General features: G+C 70.9%; 20 protein-coding genes and 1 pseudogene. 5 read left to right on the forward strand and 16 right to left on the reverse strand.

The window, feature by feature from the left end:
• Positions 1-19 precede the first annotated feature (19 nt).
• Positions 20-1,240 carry a PP2C family protein-serine/threonine phosphatase gene (locus tag NLX83_RS34195; protein WP_254239390.1) on the reverse strand — a complete coding sequence of 407 codons (1,221 nt, stop codon included), beginning with the start codon at positions 1,238-1,240 and terminating at the stop codon, positions 20-22.
• Positions 1,241-1,280: 40 nt separating this feature from the next.
• On the opposite strand from NLX83_RS34195, the gene NLX83_RS34200 reads away from it, so the two are divergent.
• Entirely contained in the window at positions 1,281-1,769 is a 489-nt protein-coding gene (locus NLX83_RS34200) for a hypothetical protein (RefSeq protein WP_254239391.1), read from the forward strand.
• Positions 1,770-1,930: 161 nt separating this feature from the next.
• Here NLX83_RS34200 and NLX83_RS34205 read toward each other — a convergent pair whose 3' ends face one another.
• The 7 genes and pseudogenes from NLX83_RS34205 to NLX83_RS34235 all read right to left on the reverse strand — a co-directional run bounded on the left by NLX83_RS34205 (position 1,931) and on the right by NLX83_RS34235 (position 8,564).
• Positions 1,931-3,352, reverse strand: coding sequence for an FGGY-family carbohydrate kinase (locus tag NLX83_RS34205; protein ID WP_254239392.1), 1,422 nt, complete (start codon positions 3,350-3,352; stop codon positions 1,931-1,933).
• Positions 3,336-4,370 (reverse strand): 2-hydroxyacid dehydrogenase, encoded by a 1,035-nt coding sequence (locus NLX83_RS34210; RefSeq protein ID WP_254239393.1) that lies wholly within the window; start codon positions 4,368-4,370, stop codon positions 3,336-3,338. Before NLX83_RS34210 ends, NLX83_RS34205 begins: the two co-directional genes overlap by 17 nt.
• Positions 4,367-5,002, reverse strand: a complete 636-nt coding sequence (locus tag NLX83_RS34215; protein WP_254239433.1) for an HAD family hydrolase — start codon at positions 5,000-5,002, stop codon at positions 4,367-4,369. The genes NLX83_RS34210 and NLX83_RS34215 overlap by 4 nt, the downstream gene beginning before the upstream one ends.
• A gap of 8 nt (positions 5,003-5,010) precedes the next feature.
• Positions 5,011-5,811 carry a DeoR/GlpR family DNA-binding transcription regulator gene (locus tag NLX83_RS34220; protein ID WP_254239394.1) on the reverse strand — a complete coding sequence of 267 codons (801 nt, stop codon included), beginning with the start codon at positions 5,809-5,811 and terminating at the stop codon, positions 5,011-5,013.
• Positions 5,808-6,416 (reverse strand): histidine phosphatase family protein, encoded by a 609-nt coding sequence (locus NLX83_RS34225; protein WP_254239395.1) that lies wholly within the window; start codon positions 6,414-6,416, stop codon positions 5,808-5,810. Before NLX83_RS34225 ends, NLX83_RS34220 begins: the two co-directional genes overlap by 4 nt.
• On the reverse strand, positions 6,409-7,836 hold the full coding sequence (locus tag NLX83_RS34230; RefSeq protein ID WP_254239396.1) for an FGGY-family carbohydrate kinase: 1,428 nt from the start codon (positions 7,834-7,836) through the stop codon (positions 6,409-6,411). Before NLX83_RS34230 ends, NLX83_RS34225 begins: the two co-directional genes overlap by 8 nt.
• A gap of 322 nt (positions 7,837-8,158) precedes the next feature.
• A pseudogene (locus NLX83_RS34235) lies at positions 8,159-8,564 on the reverse strand (VOC family protein).
• A 267-nt stretch (positions 8,565-8,831) separates the two neighbouring features.
• On the opposite strand from NLX83_RS34235, the gene NLX83_RS34240 reads away from it, so the two are divergent.
• Positions 8,832-9,125 carry a DUF6355 family natural product biosynthesis protein gene (locus NLX83_RS34240; RefSeq protein ID WP_254239397.1) on the forward strand — a complete coding sequence of 98 codons (294 nt, stop codon included), beginning with the start codon at positions 8,832-8,834 and terminating at the stop codon, positions 9,123-9,125.
• Between the two features lie 212 nt (positions 9,126-9,337).
• Here NLX83_RS34240 and NLX83_RS34245 read toward each other — a convergent pair whose 3' ends face one another.
• Positions 9,338-9,511, reverse strand: coding sequence for a hypothetical protein (locus NLX83_RS34245; RefSeq protein WP_254239398.1), 174 nt, complete (start codon positions 9,509-9,511; stop codon positions 9,338-9,340).
• Positions 9,512-9,714: 203 nt separating this feature from the next.
• Here NLX83_RS34245 and NLX83_RS34250 point away from each other — a divergent pair, with 203 nt between their 5' ends.
• Positions 9,715-9,975, forward strand: coding sequence for a hypothetical protein (locus NLX83_RS34250; protein WP_254239399.1), 261 nt, complete (start codon positions 9,715-9,717; stop codon positions 9,973-9,975).
• Between the two features lie 160 nt (positions 9,976-10,135).
• Here NLX83_RS34250 and NLX83_RS34255 read toward each other — a convergent pair whose 3' ends face one another.
• A complete protein-coding gene (locus tag NLX83_RS34255; protein ID WP_254239400.1) occupies positions 10,136-10,792 on the reverse strand; it encodes a TetR/AcrR family transcriptional regulator in 657 nt (218 codons plus the stop codon).
• Between the two features lie 104 nt (positions 10,793-10,896).
• On the opposite strand from NLX83_RS34255, the gene NLX83_RS34260 reads away from it, so the two are divergent.
• Positions 10,897-11,577: a DUF998 domain-containing protein gene (locus NLX83_RS34260; RefSeq protein WP_254239401.1), complete on the forward strand. Its 681-nt coding sequence runs from the start codon at positions 10,897-10,899 to the stop codon at positions 11,575-11,577.
• A 272-nt stretch (positions 11,578-11,849) separates the two neighbouring features.
• On the opposite strand, the gene NLX83_RS34265 is transcribed toward NLX83_RS34260, so the two are convergent.
• From NLX83_RS34265 to NLX83_RS34290, 6 genes are read right to left on the reverse strand one after another with little or no spacing between them, the layout of a single operon-like run.
• Positions 11,850-12,197: a DoxX family protein gene (locus NLX83_RS34265; RefSeq protein ID WP_254239402.1), complete on the reverse strand. Its 348-nt coding sequence runs from the start codon at positions 12,195-12,197 to the stop codon at positions 11,850-11,852.
• 34 nt (positions 12,198-12,231) lie between these two features.
• Positions 12,232-13,092, reverse strand: a complete 861-nt coding sequence (locus NLX83_RS34270) for an LLM class flavin-dependent oxidoreductase (protein WP_254239403.1) — start codon at positions 13,090-13,092, stop codon at positions 12,232-12,234.
• Positions 13,092-14,570: a class I tRNA ligase family protein gene (locus NLX83_RS34275; RefSeq protein WP_254239404.1), complete on the reverse strand. Its 1,479-nt coding sequence runs from the start codon at positions 14,568-14,570 to the stop codon at positions 13,092-13,094. Before NLX83_RS34275 ends, NLX83_RS34270 begins: the two co-directional genes overlap by 1 nt.
• Complete coding sequence (locus NLX83_RS34280) at positions 14,552-14,869, reverse strand: cupin domain-containing protein (RefSeq protein WP_254239405.1); 318 nt, start codon at positions 14,867-14,869, stop codon at positions 14,552-14,554. The genes NLX83_RS34275 and NLX83_RS34280 overlap by 19 nt, the downstream gene beginning before the upstream one ends.
• Positions 14,866-16,113, reverse strand: a complete 1,248-nt coding sequence (locus NLX83_RS34285; RefSeq protein WP_254239406.1) for a lysine N(6)-hydroxylase/L-ornithine N(5)-oxygenase family protein — start codon at positions 16,111-16,113, stop codon at positions 14,866-14,868. The genes NLX83_RS34280 and NLX83_RS34285 overlap by 4 nt, the downstream gene beginning before the upstream one ends.
• Positions 16,113-17,267 (reverse strand): NAD(P)/FAD-dependent oxidoreductase, encoded by a 1,155-nt coding sequence (locus NLX83_RS34290; protein ID WP_254239407.1) that lies wholly within the window; start codon positions 17,265-17,267, stop codon positions 16,113-16,115. Before NLX83_RS34290 ends, NLX83_RS34285 begins: the two co-directional genes overlap by 1 nt.
• A gap of 86 nt (positions 17,268-17,353) precedes the next feature.
• On the opposite strand from NLX83_RS34290, the gene NLX83_RS34295 reads away from it, so the two are divergent.
• Positions 17,354-20,215 (forward strand): AfsR/SARP family transcriptional regulator, encoded by a 2,862-nt coding sequence (locus NLX83_RS34295; protein ID WP_254239408.1) that lies wholly within the window; start codon positions 17,354-17,356, stop codon positions 20,213-20,215.
• Positions 20,216-20,268 lie beyond the last annotated feature (53 nt).

A 20,268-nucleotide genomic window follows, 5' to 3' on the forward strand; every position in this document is an offset into this window, starting at 1 on the left:
CGGCGCCCGCCCAACCCTCTCAGCCCGCGACCTCCGGCAGCAACGATCTCGCCGCCTCCGTCGACCACTCGACCAGCATGAGCGTGGCGTCGTCCTGGAGCCTGCCGTTCTGGTGGTCGAGCACGGCGTGGGTGATGCGGCGCAGCGTCTCCGGGGCGGGCAGCCCGGCCGCCTCGTGCCGTTCGGTGAGGTCGACGAGCCGGTCGATGCCGAACTCCACCCCGTTCTGGTCGCGCGCTTCGGTGACCCCGTCGGTGTGCAGCAGCAGCCGGTCGCCGGGTTCGAGGTGCTCCACCCCGGCGCCGCTGATGGCGGAGTCGGGCCGCAGACGGCGCAGGCCCAGCGGCAGCCGGGGCGCTGCGCCCAGCGTCTTGATCACGCTCCCGCCGCGCAGCAGCACCGGTGGCGGGTGCCCGGCCAGCAGGTAGCTCAGCGCGCCGGTGCTCAGGTCCAGCTCCGCCAGCACGGCCGTGGTGAAACCGGCGGTGGGGTGGTGCTCGCTGAGCACGTTGTCCGCGGCGGCCGCGATACCGAGCAGGTCGGCCCCGGCCCTGCGGGCGTTGCGGGTGGCCGCCAGGACCGAAGTGGTGATCAACCCGGCGGCGAGGTCGTGCCCGGTGGAGTCGAACATCGCCAGATAAGCGCATTTGTCGTTCACCGCGTAGTCGTAGCCGTCGCCGCCGACCTGGTCGTAACGCTCCATCATGGCGGCGACGACGAGTTCCTGGCAGGCGAAGGTCTGTGGCGGCAGCAGCTGCCAGAGCAGTTCGCTGGCCACGGTCAGCGGCGCGGTGCGGCGCACGCGGTGGAACAGGTCGCCGTAGGGCAGTTTCGCCACGATCAGGTGACCCATCAGGCCTGCCAGCGTCCAGCACCGCTCACGCAGTGAAGGGTCGTCCGGATCGGCGTCGGCGGGCAGCCGCATGGCCACGACCCCGAGCCGTTCGGTGCCGTCGAGCACCGGCACCCACAGCACGCCCGCGCCGTGGGTGTCGTGTCCGGGAAGGATCTCGGTCAGCCGGAAGGCCCGCCCCGCGACCGTGCCGTCCACCGTCAGCGAGTCGCCCGCGCGGATGGGCCGCAACTCCCGCTGGGGAAGATCGGTGAGGTAGAGCCTCAGGCGGATGCCCAAGCGCGCGCAGGCGGAGTCCAGGATCGGCACCAGATCATCCGCGGTGGCGAGGTGAGAGGCGTTGATGATCTCGTTGAGGGCCTGGAACCACACGGCGTCCGGGGGCATGACCCGACAGGGTAGGCCCGTTTTCCGGCAGACTGGTCACATGGTGCTCAACCTTCCCGGCCCGAGGACAGTGTTCGACTGGGCCGTGCAGACGACGACGACCGTCGTGTCGATCCCCGGTCGGCTGCTCACCCTGCTCACGGCCGCGGAAGAGGTGGTGCGGCGGGCCAACGAGCTCGTCGAGCGCACCGACGCCGTGATCACGTCGTCGGAGGAGGCGGTGGAGCACGCGCGCCGGGTGACGGCCGCCGTCGACGAGATCCTCGAAACCACCAAGCCGATGCTGCGCTTCGTCACCGAGCTGTCCGCGCACGAGATCGAGGCCGCGATCAAGCTGGTCGACGAGCTGCCGAAGCTGGCCGAGCACATGGTCAAGGACATCATGCCGATCCTGGGCACCCTGGACCGCGTCGGCCCGGACATACACGAGCTGCTCGACGTGACCAAGGACGTGCGCAAGGCGATCCTGGGCATCCCGGGCTTCGGGTACCTCCGCAAGCGCGGCAACGGCCGCGACCTGGAGGCTTAGGGCGTGTTTCATAGGTCTCGTTCGATGAGAGTCGGGATCGAGGTCGTTCCTGGCAAGACGGCGGGAAGACCGCGTACCGGTGTTGTACGTGGGCTTTCCGACGACGCCGCCAGGGGCGGGCTCGGCCCGGCTATCGCGAACACGGACCTGTGAAACACGCCCTAGGTCCAGAGCGGGCGCGCCGCGTCCAGGTGTGCCAGGTACCGCTGGTAGCCCTCGCGGTAGTGCTCGACATCGTGGCCCGGCTCGATGATCTGCTCGGAGCCGGTCCACGATGCCGCGTCGTGTTCCCGCCCCAACGCGCCGAAAGCGTTCACGACCACGCCGCGCGCGCCGACCTCGGAGCAGCGGGGCAGCCGCAGCGGCCGGTCCAGGACGTCGGCGAAGATCTGCAACCACTCCGGGCTCCGCGCGCCACCACCGGCGACGGCGAGCGTTCCGGTCAGCCCGGCCGCGTCGAGGCAGTGCCGCGCCGCGTAGGCGATGCCCTCGCACACCGCACGCACCAGGTCCGCCCGCGAGTTCCGCAGCGTCAGCCCGGTGATCTGTCCGCGCGCGGACGGATCGACGAACGGGGCGCGCTCGCCGGAGGGGGAGAAGTACGGCAGCACCGCGACACCGTTGGCGCCGGCCCGGCATTCCGCGAGCAGGCCGGGCACATCGCTCGTAGTCGCGCCGATCGTGCGCAGGACCCAGTCAAGCGACGCCGTGCCCACCATGGCGGGCATGGCGCGCAACCACTTCCCCAGGACGCCGGTGGCCAGGGTGAGCCCGGCGGGGCGGCCGGAGGTGTCCGGCGCGTCGGTGATCACCTGACAGGCCAACGTGGTTCCGATGATCACCATGCCGTCACCGGGTTCCATGACACCGGCGCCGTGCGCGCACGCGGGCAGGTCGTATGGGCCGGAGACGATCGGGGTTCCTTGTGCGAGGCCGATGTCCGGCAGGCGCAGCTCGCCGACCGGCTGCCCGGGGTGGATCGGGGCCAGCAGGTCCGCGCGGTGGCTCAGCCCGGTCAGCTCGAGGGCTTCGGCGCTGTAGCCGCCGCGGAGGTCCCCGAACGGCATGGTCGTGTCGGAGGCGTCCGTGCCGCGCACCCCGGTGAGGTGCTGCAACACGACGTCCTTGCAGTAGCCCGCCGTCGCGGACCGGTCGAGCGCCTCCGGCTCATGTCTGTCCAAATAGGACATGATCGCGGCGGGGCTGCCGGGGAACTGGATGTTGCCGTTGATCCGGAACAGCGCCTCCTCGACGCCTCCGGAAGTCCACGCCCGCACGGTCTCCGCGGCCCGGCCGTCCATCCAGGACACCGCGGCGCGCGACGGCCGACCCTCGGAGTCGGTCAGCCAGAGGCCGTCGCCCTGGCCGGTGACCGCGGCGAACTCCGGCTGCCCGACGCGGGAGACCAGCGCGCCCAACACCGTGGTGACCGAGTGCAGCACCTCGTCGACGTCCTGCTCGGTCTGGCCGGGCGCCGGGTGGATCAGCTGCGTCTGGACGGACTCGCTGTCCAACTGCGCGCCGTATCGGTCGAACGCGACAGCCTTGGTGATGGACGTGCCGACATCAACTCCGATGTACACCGCGCGCCTCCGGGTTGGAACAGTTGGCCAGCTCTTCGCCGCGCGCGAACCGGCCGACCTCGGCGGCCACGATGCGCGCGGCCTTCTCCGCAACCGCCTTGGAAGCACCGGCGATGTGCGGCGTCATCACCACGTTCGGCGCGCTGAGCAACGCGTCGCCGGACGGGATCGGTTCCACCGCGTACGTGTCGAACGCGGCCCCGGCGAGGTGCCCGTCCCGCAACGCCTCCACGACCGCTTCGTAGTCCAGCAGCGCGCCGCGCGCCGCATTGACCACATAGGACCCCCGCGGGAGCAATGACAGCTCTCGCATGCCGATCAGACCCTCGGTCTCCTCGGTAACCCTCGCGTGCAGTGTGAGAACTCGGCTGCGCGTCAACAGGTCGTCGAGATCGTGCACGAGGCCCGGCAATCCGGGGTCGGCGTACGGGTCGTAGATCATGACCTCGGCGCCGAACGCGCTGAGCACCTTGGCCACCCTGCTGCCGATCGCGCCGTAGCCGACCAGGCCGACCGGAGTGCCTTCGAGTTCGAGGCCGCAGCGCTCGTAGCGGTAGTAGTCGCCGCGCCACTCGCCGTTCGCGGTGTGCGCGTGCGTCTCCGGGACGCGCCGCAACACCGCCAGCATCAACGCGATCGTCATCTCCGCGGTCGCCGTCGCGTTGCGGCCCGGCGCGTAGCAGACCGCGACACCGGCCTCGGTGGCCGCCGGGACGTTCACGTTGATCGGGCCACCGCGGCTGACCGCGACCAGCTTGAGGTCAGGGCATTCGCGCAGCACCCGCTCGGTCACCGCGCCCATCTGCGTCACCAGCACGTCGTGCCCGCGCAGCGCGGAGATCATCTCGTCCTCGGAGCCGGTGGCCTCGTCGACCTCGGCCACCTTCCCGAAGGGCACGTCCGGCCACGGGAAGTCCACTGTGGACACCTGGGCGTCCGGGACCTCGCCGAGCACGGCGCTCTTGAGCAGCGAGCTGAGCACGAAGTTGTCGCCCGCCGCCAGGACACGAAGGATCATGAGGTCAGCCTCCCGGTGATGTACTCGCGTGCGTCGTCGTGGGTGGCCGCGACGTGCTCGGCCAGCGCGAGCGCGTCCGGCTTCGGGGGATAGGCCGCGTTGGGCAGTGCCACCAGCGTCAGCCCGGCGGCGCGGGCCGAGCGCATGCCGTTGCTGGAGTCCTCGATTCCCATGCAGCGCAAGGGGTTCACGCCCAGCCGCCGCGCCGCCTCCAGGTAGACGTCGGGCGCGGGCTTGCCGTACGGGACCTCCTCGCTGGAGCAGACCGCGCCGAACCGGTCGGCCAGCCCGTGCTCGGCGAGCACCGCCTCGATCACCATGCGCGCGGCGGAGGAGGCGACCGCGACCGGGACCAGCCCGGCGACCGCGCGCACCAGCTCCGCGGCGCCAGGCATCAGCGGCGCCTCACCACCGATCACCTTGTCCACCATGAACTTCACGCACTCGGCGCGAACGGTCTCGGCCTCCTCCGGCATCCCGGCCCGCGCCGCGACGTAGGCCGACCACTCCGGCGCGCTCATGCCCTGCACCGTCGAGGTGTCCTCCGGCATCCAGGTGTAGCCGCGCGCGGCCGCGCTGACCGTCCAGCTCTCCTCCCACAGGTGCTCCGACTCGACGATCACGCCGTCCATGTCGAAGATCACTCCGTCGAAGCGCGGCACTGCGCCACCTCCACCATGATCCCGCGCTCGCGGAGATCCGCCAGTTGTTCTTCGGTGATCCCGTCGTCGACGACCACCGCGTCGAAGGTCTCCAGCGGCACCACCCGGTGCAGCGCCACCCGGCCGAACTTTCCGCTGTCCAGCAACAGGTAGCGGTGCGCGGCGGCGGCCAGCATCGCCCGCTTGACCGAGACGATGTGCTGTTCCTGGTGGTAGGCCAGCCCTTCGGCGGCGGCCGAGGTGGAGACGAACACCGCGTCCACCCGCAGCGCCTCGATCGCCTCGACGCAGCCGACCCCGAGGAAGGAGTCGTGGTTGGGGTCGTAGTCCCCGCCGAGCGCGGTCAGCGAGATCCCCGGAACGCCCGAGAGGACCTTCAGGCCCGCCAGGAAGTTCGTCACCACCCGCAACGGTGTGATGCCGTCGAGCAGCTTCGCCAGCTCCAACACCGAAGTGGAGTCGTCGAGCATCATCGACATGCCCGGTTCCACCAGCCGCCGCGCGGCCCGCGCGATGAGCTGCTTCTGCGTGATCATGGCTTGCTGGCGGAAAAGCACGTTGCTCTCGAACACCCCGGACGGCTGCGTGGTGACACCGCCGCGGAACTTGCGCACCAGACTGCGCCGCTCCAGCTCGTCGAGATCGCGGTGCATCGTCATCAGGCTCACGTCGAAGCGCTCGGCGAGGTCCTGCGCGGTGGCGGTGCCCTCGGCGAGCAACAGCGCGGTCAGCTCGTCCAAGCGGCCTTCGCGGCGGCGCGACAGGTTCTGCTCGCTCATCCGGCGGCCCCGACGAGCGGTTCGTTCAGCGAGAGCAACGAGAACTGTCCTTTGTGGACGCGCAGGCGCGCGCCGCGGCAGTTCGCGATCGCCGGGAACACCGTGCGGTACCGCGAAAGCGCGATGCCCAGCATCTCGCACAACGCCAGCCGCAGCGCGGTGCTGTGCGCGACCACCAGGACGCGTCCGCCGGGGTGCGCGGCGACGGCATCGGCCAGGCCGTCCAGGAACCGCTTCGCCGCGTCCGCCGGGTGTTCACCGCCGGGCAGGTGGTTGGCGACCGGGTCGGCCTCGAACCGCTTGCGCACGTCGGCGGGCATCTCCGCCGCGGTCAGCCCGTCGCATTCGCCGAAGTCCAGCTCCAGCAACCGCGGATCGACGACCGGCGTCAGCCCGATCCTGGTCCCGACCGCCGTCGCTGTGATCACGGCGCGGCTCAGCGTCGAGCAGTGCACCGCGTCCAGCCCCGCGCGCTCGGCCCAGTCCGCCAGCGCCGCCGCCTGTCGCTCGCCGCGTTCGGTCAGCGCGACGTCGGAGCGGCCCGCGTAGCGGTTTTCCTTGTGCCACACGGTTTCCCCGTGCCGCACGACGGTGAGCTCAGTCATCGAGCAGGCTCCTCCTCAACCGCTGATAACCCTGTTCGAGGGCTTCGCCGACCCGCGCGTCCGGCTCGAACACGCGCGCCACCCGCACCATGTCCCGCGCCGCGTCGGCCGTGCTCGTGCCCGATGTGGCCGATGTGCCCGATGTTGCGGCGGCGGCCAGCACCGCCATGCCGAACGCGGGCTGAGCGACCTCCGGCAGCTCAAGGGCCCGGCCGAGCACGTCCGCGCGCAGCTGCGTCCACGCGGCGCTGCGCACGGCCCCGCCGGTGACCCGGATCGTGTCGCCGACCGGCGCGCCGAGGCCCGCGACGTGCTCGAAGCACAGCCGCTCCACGAACGCCACGCCCTGGAGGGTCGCCGCGTAGCGCTCCAGCTCGTCGCGCGGTTCGCCCAGCGTGAAACCCACCGCGTCCGGCCGGACGAACGGGAACCGCTCGCCGCGCCCGGCCAGCGGATAGCTCACGCAGCCCAGCGCCTCGCGCAGCGGAGCCGCCGCGTCCAGCTCGGCCAGGGCCCGCCCGGGGAACTCGCTGCCGAGCACGCCCGCGCCGATGCTCGACGCGCCGCCCGGCCACCAGTGGCCATCGGGGGAGAGGTGGCTGTAGACGCTGCCGTCCGGATCGGTGATCCGCCGCTCGGTGACGCCCTTGACGACGAGGGTCGTGCCCAGCACGGAGTTCCAGCTGCCCACGTCCAGCGCGCCGGTGGCCAGTTGCGCCGCGCAGCCGTCGGTCATCCCGGCGATGATCGGCGTGCCGACCGGCAGCCCGGTGTGCGCCGCCGCCTCCGCGCAGACCCCGCCGAGCACCGCGCCGGGCTTGGTCAGCTCCGGCAGCGGGCCCAGCTCCGCGAGGACCTCCTCCGGCCAGGACCGGGTGAGCGGATCGGCGCCGGATTTCAGCGCGTGGCTCGTATCGGCCGCGACCGGGTGCCCGGCCAGCCGCCCGGTGACGAAGTCCGCCTGGTGCAGCACGAGCCCGTCCGGATCGTGATCACGCAGTTCTTGGTTGCGCAGCCACGCGATCCGGCTCAGCGCCCACGACGGCTGCGGTCGCACTCCGAGCCGGTCCCACACCGCTGGGTCGATCTTGTCGAGGACGCGGTGGTTCCTCGCGCGGAGATCGTCGTACATCAACGCGGGCCGCTTCGGCCGGAGCGCACGGTCGGTGAGCACCACGGTGCCCGACGTCGCGCACGTCGCGACGCCCAGCACCGGTCCGTCCGGCGCCGTGGCCAGCGCCGCGCGCACGGCCGTACCGACCGCCTGCCACCACCGCTCGGCGTCCTGCTCGTGCCGATCGCCGTCGCGGTGGCTGGTCAGCGGCGCGTGACCCTGCCCGAGGACGCGGCCGCCCAGGTCGCTGACCACGGCGCGCACGCCCTGCGTGCCCAGGTCGATGCCGACCACCAGCTCACCCACGGCCCGCCTCCCAGGTTGAGGTCCTGGGTGAGAACTTAACACCTCTTCATCTCAAGTTGGTCGGCCGCATCCGGCCACCGAGTGGTGATCAAGCCTTCGAACGCGCGCCGCGGAAGGTCCGCGAAGCCCGGCCGGGGCGACTGCGTTGCCGGTGTTCAGCCGCCGCGCCCGTGCTTTCGTTTTCGCTGGTCGGCGGCACGCTGTGCCAGGAGCGAAAGGGGGCGCACTGGGTCGGCCACGCCTACGGCCCACCAGCACGTGACCCTCACGGTGCGGTGACGGCGGGGCCCGGTCCGGCCTGGGCCCGGCCGCCGCACCGCGCTCAGCCCTGGGGCTGGGAGATGTTGAACATCCACTGGATGCCGAAGCGGTCCTCGCAGGCGCCGTACTCGTCGCCCCACACCTGCTTCTCCAGCGGCGTCGCCACGGTGCCGCCCGCGATCAGCTTGTCCCAGAAGCCGTGCAGCTCCTCGATGTCGTCACCGTTGACGCAGACGGTGACGGTGTTGCCCGGCCGGTAGTCCATCCCGGGCGGGGTGTCCGCGCCCATGATCCGGAAGCCGCTGTCCGTGACGAGCAGGCTGTGCATGATCAGGTCGGCCCCGTCGGTCATGCCGAACTCGCCGAAGGTGTTCACCTCCAGTGTGCCGCCGAAGACCTCCCGGTAGAACTCCATGGCCTGGCGCGTTGTCGGTGAAGCTGAGGTAGGGGTTGAGGTGAGAAGCCACGTTGATCCTCCTGGTTTCGGTCGGAACCGCATCGTGGCACCACCCCCTGACAGTCGCGACAGGATCACCGCGCCCGCCCGTGACGCACTCCCCGGGACCGCCGGTATCGCCGGGCGCACTGTCCACTGTGGAGCATCAGCCCCGCTGATATCGACCGGTGCAATGGCTTCGCTTGAGATGAATGGCCATTTCTTATGATTCTTCACATTTGCGAAGTCGGTTGGCGCGAGACTTCCTCGTGAACCTCAGGCGGCCCAGAGGAGAAGGATGAGCGGGAAAATTCCGGCGATCGTGATGATGGCCCTCGCCGGGTCATTCGGACTGGTGGGTGCGGGTTCGGCGACAGCGGAGGACGGTGGTTCTCCGCGAACGTGCGGATACTACGAGGACGCGATCAACGCGGTCTACAACCATTGCGTCCCTCCGCACGGGAGCAACATCCAGATCGAGATCAACAAGACTTTCGAGGGCAACGAGTTCCAGTGTGTGCCTCCAGAGGTCAAGCTGATTGGCGGCGCACTGTTCACCCAGGACGCGTGGGCAACGGGACGGCGTTGCTGAACAGTCACCGTGCACGTCTCAAGAAATGGAAGAATATGTTCTAGCGGCCTCGGTCGGGCTGTCCCTTCCGGCGTCCCCCCTTCGCTGCGGCCTTAGCACGGCCCGCACTGTCGCCGAATCGGGTTATATGCACGGTCCCTACTAGAAGAACTGTTCTTCCAGCCCCCAGTTCGTCAAAATGAGTCACGGTTCCACGGCCGCCACCGCGTGTATCAGGGCACAATCCACAGAGTGCGGGCCATGCGGAAAGCCTCAAGGGCAGTACGACCGGCTTGAAGCGCGACAATGGAGACACCGAGCCGGGATCGTGCAGGCAGGCCGATCCCGGCAAGGCCGGTGAACAGCCCGGCGGAGACGAGGTTCGGGTGCGGTCCGCAGTTGGTCACGCCACGCTTGCTCGTCGCGACACCGCGCCACGGGTTGCGCTGGTTCGTCGGCGGTGACGTCGAGGCCGAACTCGACGGTGTCGCGCACATTCCGCCAGTCGTCGATCTTCGCGTCGAACGGATGTGCCTCGTAGTGGAGCGCGGCCCGCATCGCGTCCCGGACCACGCTGAGCGGCCGCACGCGGTGCAGAGCGGTAAGTCCCATGAGCGCTCCCGAGGCTCCCGACACGATCTCGAAGTGGGTATCGCAGGCGATGCCGGATCTCAGCCGCCGCGCCAACTCGATCGCGGGAGTGCGCAGATCCTGGTTCGGCAGCGCTCGTTCCCTGACAAGGGAAAGCGGCGAACGGCGCCGCAGAGGTAAGCGGGAAAGGTCCGGATGGTCCGCTGACCTGCCCTTCCTCCGCGGCATCCAGCACGACCAACTCGGCCTCGCGACCACCGGCGGACTCGATCGACCGTAAGGAGAATAATCGATTTTAGCAACTATAATCAACTTAGGCCCCAGGAATCGGGGACGCGGGCGCCTGCCTGAGCCCATGCGTGAGATGACGATGCACCTCGTTCAACGCCTACGCGACTAGGAGCCCGGGGCGGTACTCGGCTCGGGCTGGCGATCGATGCTCAACGCCGGGCTGGCGCCGCGTTCATGTACGAGCGCAGAAACGCCTCCGCTCCCGCGCGCGCTCGCGCGGCGACGTGATCAGCGGCGAGCGGGCGCGCCGCGAAGAGTGCCCGGTCCAGCGGTGCCCCCATGACGAGGAACGCGAAGTGCTCGGCGGCCAGTTCCGGTTCCGGGACGTGGAGCAGGCCGCGCTCGTGAAAGCGGCGCAGACCTTCGGCGAGACTGTCCATCACACGGCCGGGAGCCCGCGCGTAGTAGTCATCGGCGAGGTCGGGGAAGCGCTCCGCCTCGCCGATGAGCAGTCGCCGCAGTCGCAGGACCGGTCCGCCGAGCACGGCGGCGGCGAGCCGGACGGCGACGTCGCGGAGTTCGCCGGCGACGTCGCCGGTGGTGCCGAGTTCGACCGACAGTTGCCGGGAGAACCGTTCCGCCGTCACCAGCGCCTCGGCGAGGGTTTCCCGGAACAGCTGTTCCTTGCCCCCGAACACGTTGTAGATCGTCCGCTTGGACACCCGCGCCTCGGCCGCGATCTCGTCGACGTTCGCGCCCACGTACCCGTTGCGCAGGAAGTGCTCTGTCGCCGCGGCCACGATCACGGCGCGCGAGCGCGCCACCCGCGGGTCCAGCCCCTCCGAGCCGTCCTTCGCCGAACCCACACGCGCCCCCGTTCTCCGGCATCTTATGCACTCAACAGTTTACTACAACACTCAGCGGTGTAATACTGCACTTGTCAGTGCAACTTCTGGCTGGAGGAAGAGCGATGGCGGACACGGCCCGAGGACGCGACGAGGGTTTCGACATGGCGGCAGCAGTGACGCGGTCACTGCTGGGCTGGGGCGTCGTCGCCGGGATCTTCTACCTGGTCGTCGGCGTCGCGCTGGCCCTGACCAGGCCCGGGTTCGACTTCGGGCGGCACGCGCTGAGCCTGTTGACGCTCGGGGACTTCGGCTGGGCGCAGACGACCAACCTGATCCTCGCCGGGCTCATGACCCTCGCCGCCGCTGCCGGGGTGCGGCGCGCGACGGATTCCACGGTGGCGAGCGCGCTGATCGAGGTCTACGGGCTGTGCCTGGTCGGCAGCGCGATCTTCCCGCCCGACCCCATGGCGGGTTTCCCAGCGGGCGTACCGGCTTCGGAAGGCTCCCTGAGCGGCGTGCTGCACCTGGCCTTCGGCGCCGTCGGCTTCCTGTGCTTGGCCATCGCCGCGTTCGTCGTGGCCGGGTGGTTCGCCAAGCGTGGTGAGGTGCGGCAGGCGCTGTACTCGCGCGTCAGCGGCGCGGTGGTGGCGCTCGGCTTCATCGGCGGTGCCGCGCTGGCCACCTCTGCGGTGGGCGTGGCGTGCCTGTGGATCGCGGTGGTCACCGGGTGGGCTTGGTTGGCGGTGACCTCGGTCGGCCTGTACCGCACCGTGCCCCACCCCGACGGCGCCAAAGCTTCCTAGTCCGTGTCCTGCAAGTGGTCCCCAGCAACCGTGACGCCCCCGTGCTCGCCACCCCAAACATCACCACCGCAGCCCAAACTCCCGTTTCGTACTCAAAACGGGTTTTTGGAGCGCTCTTTTTCCCGTTATGAGTACGAAACGGGGTTCTCTAGACGGCGCGCGCGGGGGATGGGGTGTGCGGGCGCGTGGGGTGCATGGGCTCAGTTTACGTGGTGTGCGGAGTGCTTGAGGACTTAGGACAGGGCCTAGCCGCATGACGGCGCCAACGCTTCCTAGCCGAAGGACAACAGGAGCGTCGCGGTGGGCAGCGCGAGGAAGAACAGCGGAGCGGCGATGTTGTACAGGACTCCGGCGCGGACGTGAGCGGCGACAGCGCCGACGTAGAACGCGATCAAACCGAGAGTGGCAGCGGTGCCGACGAGAGGAATCCCGAGCAAGCCCAGGAGCAACCCGGCGGCACCCGCTGCCTTGAGGGTGGCCAAGGTCGGCAGCCACGACAGGGGCACGCCGACCTCGGCCGAGTTGGCGACGACGAACTCGGCCTTGGCGAAGTCCGCGGCGGCGATGGCGAGGTTCGCGGTGATGGTGACGCAGGCGGCGATGACGTATGCGGTGCTCATACTCCATCGACGACGCGCACGCCGGAAAGGTGACTCAGGGGCGCGGGCCCATGCGGATGCGCTCGTTCATCGCCTCGATGGGCCATGGGCCCTCGTCGGCCCAGCCGTAGGACCACGGCGCCAGGGTCTCCATCCACCAGGTGACACCGGCCTCGGCGTAGTCGTCCATGACGGCGGTCTTGCCGTCCGGGGTGCTGCCCCAGTGCACGACGTCGAACGCGGTGTCGCTGGTGCGCTGGCGCTGGATGGCCGCGATCACCTCGCGGGTGCTGTCCACGGACATCATCTCGTGGTAGCCGAGACCATCGCCCATCGGCACCACACCGTCCCACCTCGCGGCGCGGGCGAACGGGCGCGGGCGCGGCCACACGCCCGCCACCCAGATCGGAATCCTGGGGAACTGCAAGGGGGTCGGCCGGAAGGTGATCTCCGAGACCTGGAACTGCTCGCCGGAATGGGAGAACGGCTGGCCGGACCACAGGCCGGTGACGATCTCCAGCGCCTCGTCGAGCTTGGCGGCCCGGACGCGGCCGGAGGGGTCCTCGCCGAACTTGGCGAACTCCAGCTCCGGGGGGAAGCCGAGGCCCACGCCGAGGGTGAGGCGACCGCCGGACAGGTGGTCCAGCGCGACCGTCTCCCTGGCGACCTTCCACGGACGGCGACGGGCGAGCGGGGTGACGATGGGGCCGATGCGCATCCGCTCGGTCGCGGCGGCCACGGCGGCCAGGGTGATCCAGGGGTCGCCGATGGGCGGCGGGTTGACCAGGTCGGAGACGAGGTGGTCGCACACGAAGAACCCGTCCCAGCCCGCCCGCTCGGCGTCCTGGGCGAGGGAGGCGATCAGGCGGGGGTTGGCGTACTCCTCGAAGAGGGGCAGGTTGATGGCGTAGCGCATCAGTGGCTCCTGGCGAAGGTGATCAGGGGCGGCGCGGCGGACGGCGCCCGGACGGTGAAGTCCAATGTGGACGGTGTGCCCGATCCGCCGATGGCCTGCCAGACGGACGTGGCGAACGCGGGCGTGAACGGGTAGGCCAGCAGGGCGAAACCCTTGAGCCAGGCCAGGGTGGGCGTGGCGGCGTGCACCCACTCGTGGACGGCGGCCAGCGCGGGAACCAGGTCCTGGTGCGCGGGGTCGATGGCCCGTGACTGGACTTCGAGCAGCGGCAGCGGATCGGCCTCGCCCGCCGGGCCGGACCACGCCCGGTGCACTGCCGCCTGCCACTGGCCGATCAGCACGTCGTCCACATAGGACCAGAACTCCGCGCGGGCGAAGTCGGTGGTGCCGCGCGCGGGGTTGACCTCGACGAGGTAGGCCCGGACGGCGTCCGAACCGGCCTCATCCGCCATGTCCTCGGCCCAGATCACGTGGCCGCGGCTGGTGGAGAACTTCGAGCCCTCCAACGTGTGGAAGTGGTTGAGCAGCACGTGATCCAGCGGCCGGACCGTGCTCAGCGCGAGCCCCATGCCGAGGCCGCCGAGCAGGAACGGCAGCGAGTTGTCGATGCCGAAACTGGCGACCGACCGCGACTCGGAACCCGGCTCGATGCCCGCCATCTCCGCGCTCAGCAGCCAGAACGCCAGCACGCCAACGGAATAGGTGAACGTCACCTGCGGGACCGGGCTGCCGGGGACCTCGTACGGCACGCCCCACGTGCCCGGCACGGTCAGCCGCAGCAACGGACCCTGGGTGGCGATGTGGCGCAGCACGATGTCGCGGAACTCCTGCGGCACACCCATCTCGACCATGCGCCGGGTCAGCTCTTCGGTGTTCGGCAACCGCAGGTACAGGCATGGCAGCTCGCGCCACTCAACCGGGCCCTCGTCGAGGCCGAAGCGCGAACGGGCGTCGGCGAGCATCTCCGGGCGGTAGTGCGTGCCGCATTCCTCGCAGAAGTAGCTCGCGCACCCGGCACCGCACGTCGGGCAGGACCCGAGCAGCCAGACGCCGACGATCCACCGATCACTCGCCGGGCAGTACAGGAACTTCTCGCGGACCACCTCCGCCAGGCCCTCCGCGACGAGGTCGTCCATCAGCTGCTTGATGATCTCCGCGTTGCGCGTCGCCCACGGCTCGGTCAGCAGGTTCGCGAAGCAGTCGAGGTCGATGCCCACCGCGCGGAGGTCCCGCCCGATCAACTCGTGCCAGTACTCGACGACCTCTTCCGGCGAGCGGTCCTCCTGGAGCGCGCGCAGCAGCACGAACGAGTCGTGCGGATCGGTCGCGGACACCATCCGGACCTGTTCACCACAGCGGCGCAGATGCCGTGCGAGCACGTCCATCCGCAACATCGGGCCGCCGATGTGCCCCAGGTGCAGCCGTCCGTTCGCGGTCGCCGGGACCGGCATCAACAGGTTCACGCGGTCGGCTCCCACCAGATCGAGTGCACCACGAGCGGTTCGGTGCCGTCGTTGTGCACCTCGTGGGTCTTCGGCGGCTCCAGGTAGACCGCGTCGTCCTTGGACAGCCGCAGCGGCGAGCCGTCGTAGGTCAGCTCGCCGGTTCCCCGCACCACGAGCCAGATCTCGTGGACTGCGTGGGAGTCGACGGGCGTGGTGTGCCCGGGGTCGACGCGCAGCACCGCGGTCTTGAAGGGCGCGGCGGGCAGGGTCACCTCGTCCCACGCCAGTCCTGCCGGGGTGTCGTGGTTGACGAAGCTCAGGCGCGGGCTCATCGAAGTACGCCCTCCTCGGGGTCGAGCCGGTAGACTTCCTTGCGCAGCAAGCTGTTCACGATGGTCGCGGCTCGCCACGCGGTGAGGCTGAGATTGGGGTCGGCCAGGCCGTGGGAGTGCCGCGCGCCGTTCTGCACGAACACCCTGGACCGCCCGGCGTCCTGGAGCTCCATCGCGAAATCCACCCCGACGACGGGTTGTCCATCCACAATGGACAGCCGGTCGAGCACCGGGTTGAGGCAGGACGGCAGCCGCTGGGTGTAGCCGGTCGCGAGCACCACGGCATCGGCGGTGAAGTCGGTGAGCTCGCCCGTGCGGTCCTCGCGCACGGTGATCCGCCACGCGTCGCCGTGCCGGTCGAGGCCGACCGGGGTCGTGCCGGGTGACAGCCGTGCAGGGTTCGCCTCCGCGAGGAAGTCCAGCTCGTAGAGGCGGTGGTAGAGCCGGTCGAGCAGCTCTGAGGAGATGCCGTCGCTGCTGAGCCGGTTTTCGTCCACAAGGGACTGACGGGTCCCGGCGGGCAACCCGAAGAACCGCCGCACGTACTGCGGCGTGTAGATCTCCTCGGTGAACGGGGTCTCGTCCAGCGGCAGGAAGTTGGATCGCCGAGTCGTCCACAGTAGACGGTCCGGCGCGGACGAGGTGAGCAGGTCGAGCACCACCTCGGCACCGGACTGCCCGCCGCCGATCACCGCGACGCGCTTGCCCGGTGCGGGACGGTAGGTCAGGTAGTCGCTGCTGTGGAACAGCGTCGGGCCGGTGCGACCACGCGCGAAGTCCGGGACGTGGGGCACCGCTCCCGTTCCCACCACCAGGTCCTTCGCCAGGAGCTGCCCCGTGGTCGTGCTGACCACGAACTGGCCGTCGCGGTGTTCGACGGAGCAGACCTCGCTGCCGAACTCCACCGCTGGCAGCCGGGCAGCCGCCCACGCCAGGTACTGGGTGAACTCGGCGCGGCTGACGCGGGTGAACCCGGCGGACAGGAAGCGGTACAGCCTGCCGTGCTCGACCAGGAACGACAGGAACGAGTACGGGTTCGTGGGGTCGACCGGGGTGACCAGGTCCTTGAGGAAGCTGACCTGCATGCGCGCGCCGGGCAGCAGCAGACCGGGGTGCCAGCTCAGCTCGGGCCGCCGCTCCAGGAACCGCGCCCGCAGCCCGCCGACGGGGTGCAGCAGCGCGGCCAGGCTCAGGTTCGCCGGGCCCGCGCCGATGCCGACGAGATCGACGGTTTCGGTGTCCATCACACCGCCAGCCGTTCGTGCGCGTACGTCGGCGACAGGGCCGAGCCCGAGGTCACCGCGGACGCGAGCATCCGGCCCAGGCTCAGCCCGAACGGCATGCCGTGCCCGGAGAACCCGCCGACCGCCCAGACCCGCTCCCGCACCCGCGACGCCACCGGGACCAGGTCGGCGGTGAACGCCATCGGCCCCACCCACGAGTCGGTCGCGCGGATCGGCCCGATGTCGGGGAACAACCGCGGCAGCACGCCCAGCAGCGCCTCGTGCACGGCGTCTTCTGGCACTCCGGCCAGCGCGTCCATGCGGTCCATCGCTCCGGCGCCGCGGCAACCGCCGAGCACAACGCGCCCGTCCGGGGTCTGCTGCCAGTACTCCCCGTTGGGCGTGATCTGCGCGGACATGCCGGACGAGCAGATCGGCGGCAGCGGCTCGGTCGCGAGCATCTGGCCCTGCACCGGCCTCAACAGACCGCGCAGTTCCGGCAGCAGCCCGCCGGACCACGCGTTCGTCGCCACGATGACCGCGTCGGCCGTGATCGAACCCTGCGCGGTCTCGACCCCGCGCTCGCCGACCGAGGTCACCGCGCAGTGGGGGAACAGCGACGCGCCGTGCCGCACCGCCGCCTCCGCCAGGCCGCGCACGAGCCGCACCGAGTGCACGAGCGCGCCCGGCAGCAGCATGCCGCCGCACACGTCGTCGGCGAGCCGGGTGCGCACGAGGTCGGCGACTTCCGAACGGTCGAGCACCCGCCCGTCGAAGCCGTCCTCGTTCAGCGCCGCGACGAACTCCTTGTGCTGGTCGGCGACGAGCGCGAACTGGAGGTGACCGGTCTCGCGGTGGTCGCAGGAGATCTCCTCCTCCGCGACGACCTGGGCGACGAGCCGCATTCCCTCGCCCGCGTCGGCGCACACCTCCTTGGCCGCGGGCCCACCGAGGCGCCGCACCGCCTCCGGGTAGGACTCCGCCGTCGCCTGCACGACCATGCCGCTGTTGCGGCCGGTCGCGCCGGCGGCCAGCTCGCCCGCCTCGACGAGCACGGGGCGGGCACCTTGCCGGGCCAGCCAGTACGCGCAGGCGACGCCGAGCAGCCCGCCGCCGACGACCACGACCTCGGCCGTGGCGGGCAGCGCGGACCGTTGCCAGTAGGACGTCGTCATGTCTTGCACCCCCGAGTTGTTCGAAGCCAGGAAAGAGTTTTGGGATCGACCGCACAGGCGGCGCACAAATGCGGTACATCGGTGGTGTGGGGAACAGGCCAGTGGAGATCCGGCTGCTCGGATCGGTCCAAGTGCGCGTCGGCGGTCGGGCCGTCGCCGCGGGCGGGCCGCGCCAGCTCCGGCTGCTGGCGACCCTCGCGCTCAGCGCCAACCAGCCGGTTTCCGTGCGGCGCCTGGCCGAAAGCGTCTGGGACGACGAGCCGCCCGCCTCCGCCGGACCGAACCTGCGCGGGTACGTGGCCGCCCTCCGCAAGATCATCGAGGTCGATCCGGACGTGCGCCTGCTCGCCCACCGCGGCGGCTACCAGCTCACGGCCCCGGCCGAATCGATCGACGCGCAGGAATTTCGCGTTCGCCTCGCCGAATCCGCGGGGCAGCCCGAAGAGGCAGTCGAACGGGTCCGATCCGCCCTGGAGCTCTGGCGCGGCGAACCGTGCGAGGACGTCCGGCTCGGCCCGGGGGCGGAGCCGCTGCTGACGGAGCTCAACGATCTGCACGCGCTCGCCGTCGAAGAGCTGGCGCGGGCGCGGCTGGCCCTGGGCGAGCACGGGGAGCTGGCGGGGGAGTTGCGCGCCTGGGTCGCCCGGTACCCGCTGCGCGAACGCCTGCGGGCGTTGCTGATCACCGCGCTGTCCGGGGCGGGCAGGCAGACCGAGGCGCTGCAGACCTACGACGACGCCCGGCGGATGCTCGCGGTGGAGTTGGGAGTCGAGCCCAGCGTCGAGTTGCAAGCCGCCTACCAGCAGGTTCTCGCCAAGGAGGGCAACTCGGCGGCGCTGCGCCGGGTGCCGAGGCAGCTGCCAGCGGACACCACCGACTTCACCGGCCGCGCCGACCTGGTCGCCGCGCTGACCGATCTGCTGACCGGGCCCGGCCTGCCGCTGGTGGCGATCTCCGGCCCGGCGGGCGTCGGCAAGAGCGCGCTCGCGCTGCGCACCGCCCACCTCCTCCGATCGTCCTTTTCGGACGGTCAGCTGCACGTGTCGCTGTCCGGGGCGGCCACCCGCCCGCGCACCGCCTACGACGCCCTCGGCGAGCTGCTTCGCTCCCTCGGCGGCGCGGGAACCGTTGTGCCGGACGGACTTGACGAACGCGCCGCGCTCTACCGGGAGCGCCTAGCGGACCGCAAGATCTTGATCGTGCTCGACGACGCGGCCGACGCGGCGCAGGTGCGGCCGCTGCTGCCCGCGACACCGGGCACCGCAGTGTTGGTGACCGGGCGGGCGCGGCTGGCGGAGCTGCCCGGGGTGCGGCTGGTCGACCTCGACGTGCTGTCGGCGGCGGAGGCCGGGAAGTTGCTGGCGCGCATCATCGGCCCGGACCGCGTGGCCGCCGAACCGGAAGCGGCGGACCGGATCATCGAGCGCACCGGGCGCCTGCCGCTGGCGGTGCGCATCGCCGGGGCCCGGCTCGCCGCGCGTCCCATGTGGCCGTTGCGACTGCTCGCCGATCGGCTCGACGACGAGCGCGGCCGGCTGGACGAGCTGGCGATCGGCGACCTCGACGTGCGGGCCAGCGTGCGGCTGAGCCTCACCGGGCTCAGCGAGCGCCCGCGCGCGGCCTTCCGGCTGCTCGGGCTGCTGCCGGGGCGCGAACAGCCCGCGTGGGTGCTCGCGGCGCTGCTCGACGAGCCCGAGCGGGAGGCGGAACGCGCGCTTGAGTCCCTTGTGGACGCTCAGCTGCTCTGTGCCTCCACAGTGGACAGTGAGGGCCAGCTCCGCTACCAGCTGCACGACCTGTTGTGGCTCTGTGCGGCCGAAGAAGCCGCGGAAGAACCCGAAGCCGACCGGGCCGCCGCGCTGCGCCGGGTGGTCGACGGCTGGCTCGAACGGGTCGAGGACCGGGCCGCGACGGTGCCCGCCTCCTGCCTGATCCCGCGCGCCGGGGCGAGCCTGGAGCGGCGACCGGGCCAGAGCTGCGCGGCCGAGTGGTTCAGCACCGAGAAGCGCAACCTGACCGACGCCGTGGGCATCGCGCTGGAGCGCGGTGAACTGGAGCGCGCGTCCCGGCTCGCCGGGCGGCTCGACGCGTTCTGGCACCTCACCGGCGGCGGGCAGGAGTGGGAACGGATGCAACGCGCGGTCCGCGACGCCACCGCGGACGTGCCGGAGCTGCGCATGCTCGCCGACCGCTCGCTCGGCGACATGTGGTCCGAGCGCGGCCGGATCGCCGAGGCGGCGGAGTCCTTCCGCGCGGCGTTGGCCACCGCGCGCGAGCTGGGCGACGAGCACGAGGCGGCCTGCGCGGAGGTCGGCCTGGCCTTCTGCCACTGCCTCCGCAAGGAGAACGAGCGGGGCCGGGACCGCGTCGAGCGCGCGCTGGAGACGTTCACCGCGACCGGGAACCGGCACGCCGTCGCCCAGACGCTGAAGATCAAGGCGATGCTGTTCTTCGACGCCGACCACGCGGCGGCGCGCGAGTCGATCGACCGAGCGCTGCGCATCGTCACCGAGCTCGGCCAGCCGCTCAACGAGGTGAACCTCATGCACACGTTGGCATTGCTGGACACCAGGCGCGGCGCGTTCGAGTCGGCGCTGGTCCAGCTGCGCGGCGGGCTGCGCCGCATCCGCGAGATCGGCCACCCCAGCGGCGAGGCGTACACGCTGTTCGCGATCGGCGAGAACGAGCGCGGCCTCGGCAGGCACCGCGAGGCCAAGCGCAGCATCGACGCCGCTCTAGAGATCTTCCTGGAGCTGGGTGACTCCAGGGGCGCGGGCCTGGCCACGCTGAGCAGCGGGCAGCTGCTGGCCGACCAGAGCATGCACACGGCCGCGCTGGAGCCGTTGCGGCGCAGCCTGGCGCTGCTGCGGCGGGCCGGGCTGGACGAGGCGCACGACCGCGCCCACCGCGAGCTGCTCCGGTCAACCCTTGCCGCCGGATCGGCCTAACTTGGTCTCACTTGGCGCGCGAATGCTGGGAGAGCGTAGGGCGCGTGCCTAGA

Origin of the sequence: Allokutzneria sp. A3M-2-11 16 (assembly GCF_024213555.1) — a bacterium.
Taxonomy (GTDB): Bacteria; Actinomycetota; Actinomycetes; order Mycobacteriales; family Pseudonocardiaceae; genus Allokutzneria.

Bases quoted from the DNA above. Each gene is read 5' to 3' on its own strand.
- NLX83_RS34270 (WP_254239403.1), bottom strand. From the start codon at position 13,092: ATGCGCTACGCCATCAACCTGCCCCTCTTCGAGGAGTACGCCAACCCC.
- NLX83_RS34215 (WP_254239433.1), bottom strand. From the start codon at position 5,002: ATGGACGGCGTGATCGTCGAGTCGGAGCACCTGTGGGAGGAGAGCTGG.
- NLX83_RS34285 (WP_254239406.1), bottom strand. From the start codon at position 16,113: ATGGACACCGAAACCGTCGATCTCGTCGGCATCGGCGCGGGCCCGGCG.
- NLX83_RS34210 (WP_254239393.1), bottom strand. From the start codon at position 4,370: ATGATCCTTCGTGTCCTGGCGGCGGGCGACAACTTCGTGCTCAGCTCG.
- NLX83_RS34200 (WP_254239391.1), top strand. From the start codon at position 1,281: ATGGTGCTCAACCTTCCCGGCCCGAGGACAGTGTTCGACTGGGCCGTG.
- NLX83_RS34220 (WP_254239394.1), bottom strand. From the start codon at position 5,811: ATGAGCGAGCAGAACCTGTCGCGCCGCCGCGAAGGCCGCTTGGACGAG.
- NLX83_RS34225 (WP_254239395.1), bottom strand. From the start codon at position 6,416: ATGACTGAGCTCACCGTCGTGCGGCACGGGGAAACCGTGTGGCACAAG.
- NLX83_RS34250 (WP_254239399.1), top strand. From the start codon at position 9,715: ATGAGCGCTCCCGAGGCTCCCGACACGATCTCGAAGTGGGTATCGCAG.
- NLX83_RS34280 (WP_254239405.1), bottom strand. From the start codon at position 14,869: ATGAGCCCGCGCCTGAGCTTCGTCAACCACGACACCCCGGCAGGACTG.
- NLX83_RS34240 (WP_254239397.1), top strand. From the start codon at position 8,832: ATGAGCGGGAAAATTCCGGCGATCGTGATGATGGCCCTCGCCGGGTCA.
- NLX83_RS34260 (WP_254239401.1), top strand. From the start codon at position 10,897: ATGGCGGACACGGCCCGAGGACGCGACGAGGGTTTCGACATGGCGGCA.
- NLX83_RS34265 (WP_254239402.1), bottom strand. From the start codon at position 12,197: ATGAGCACCGCATACGTCATCGCCGCCTGCGTCACCATCACCGCGAAC.
- NLX83_RS34195 (WP_254239390.1), bottom strand. From the start codon at position 1,240: ATGCCCCCGGACGCCGTGTGGTTCCAGGCCCTCAACGAGATCATCAAC.
- NLX83_RS34290 (WP_254239407.1), bottom strand. From the start codon at position 17,267: ATGACGACGTCCTACTGGCAACGGTCCGCGCTGCCCGCCACGGCCGAG.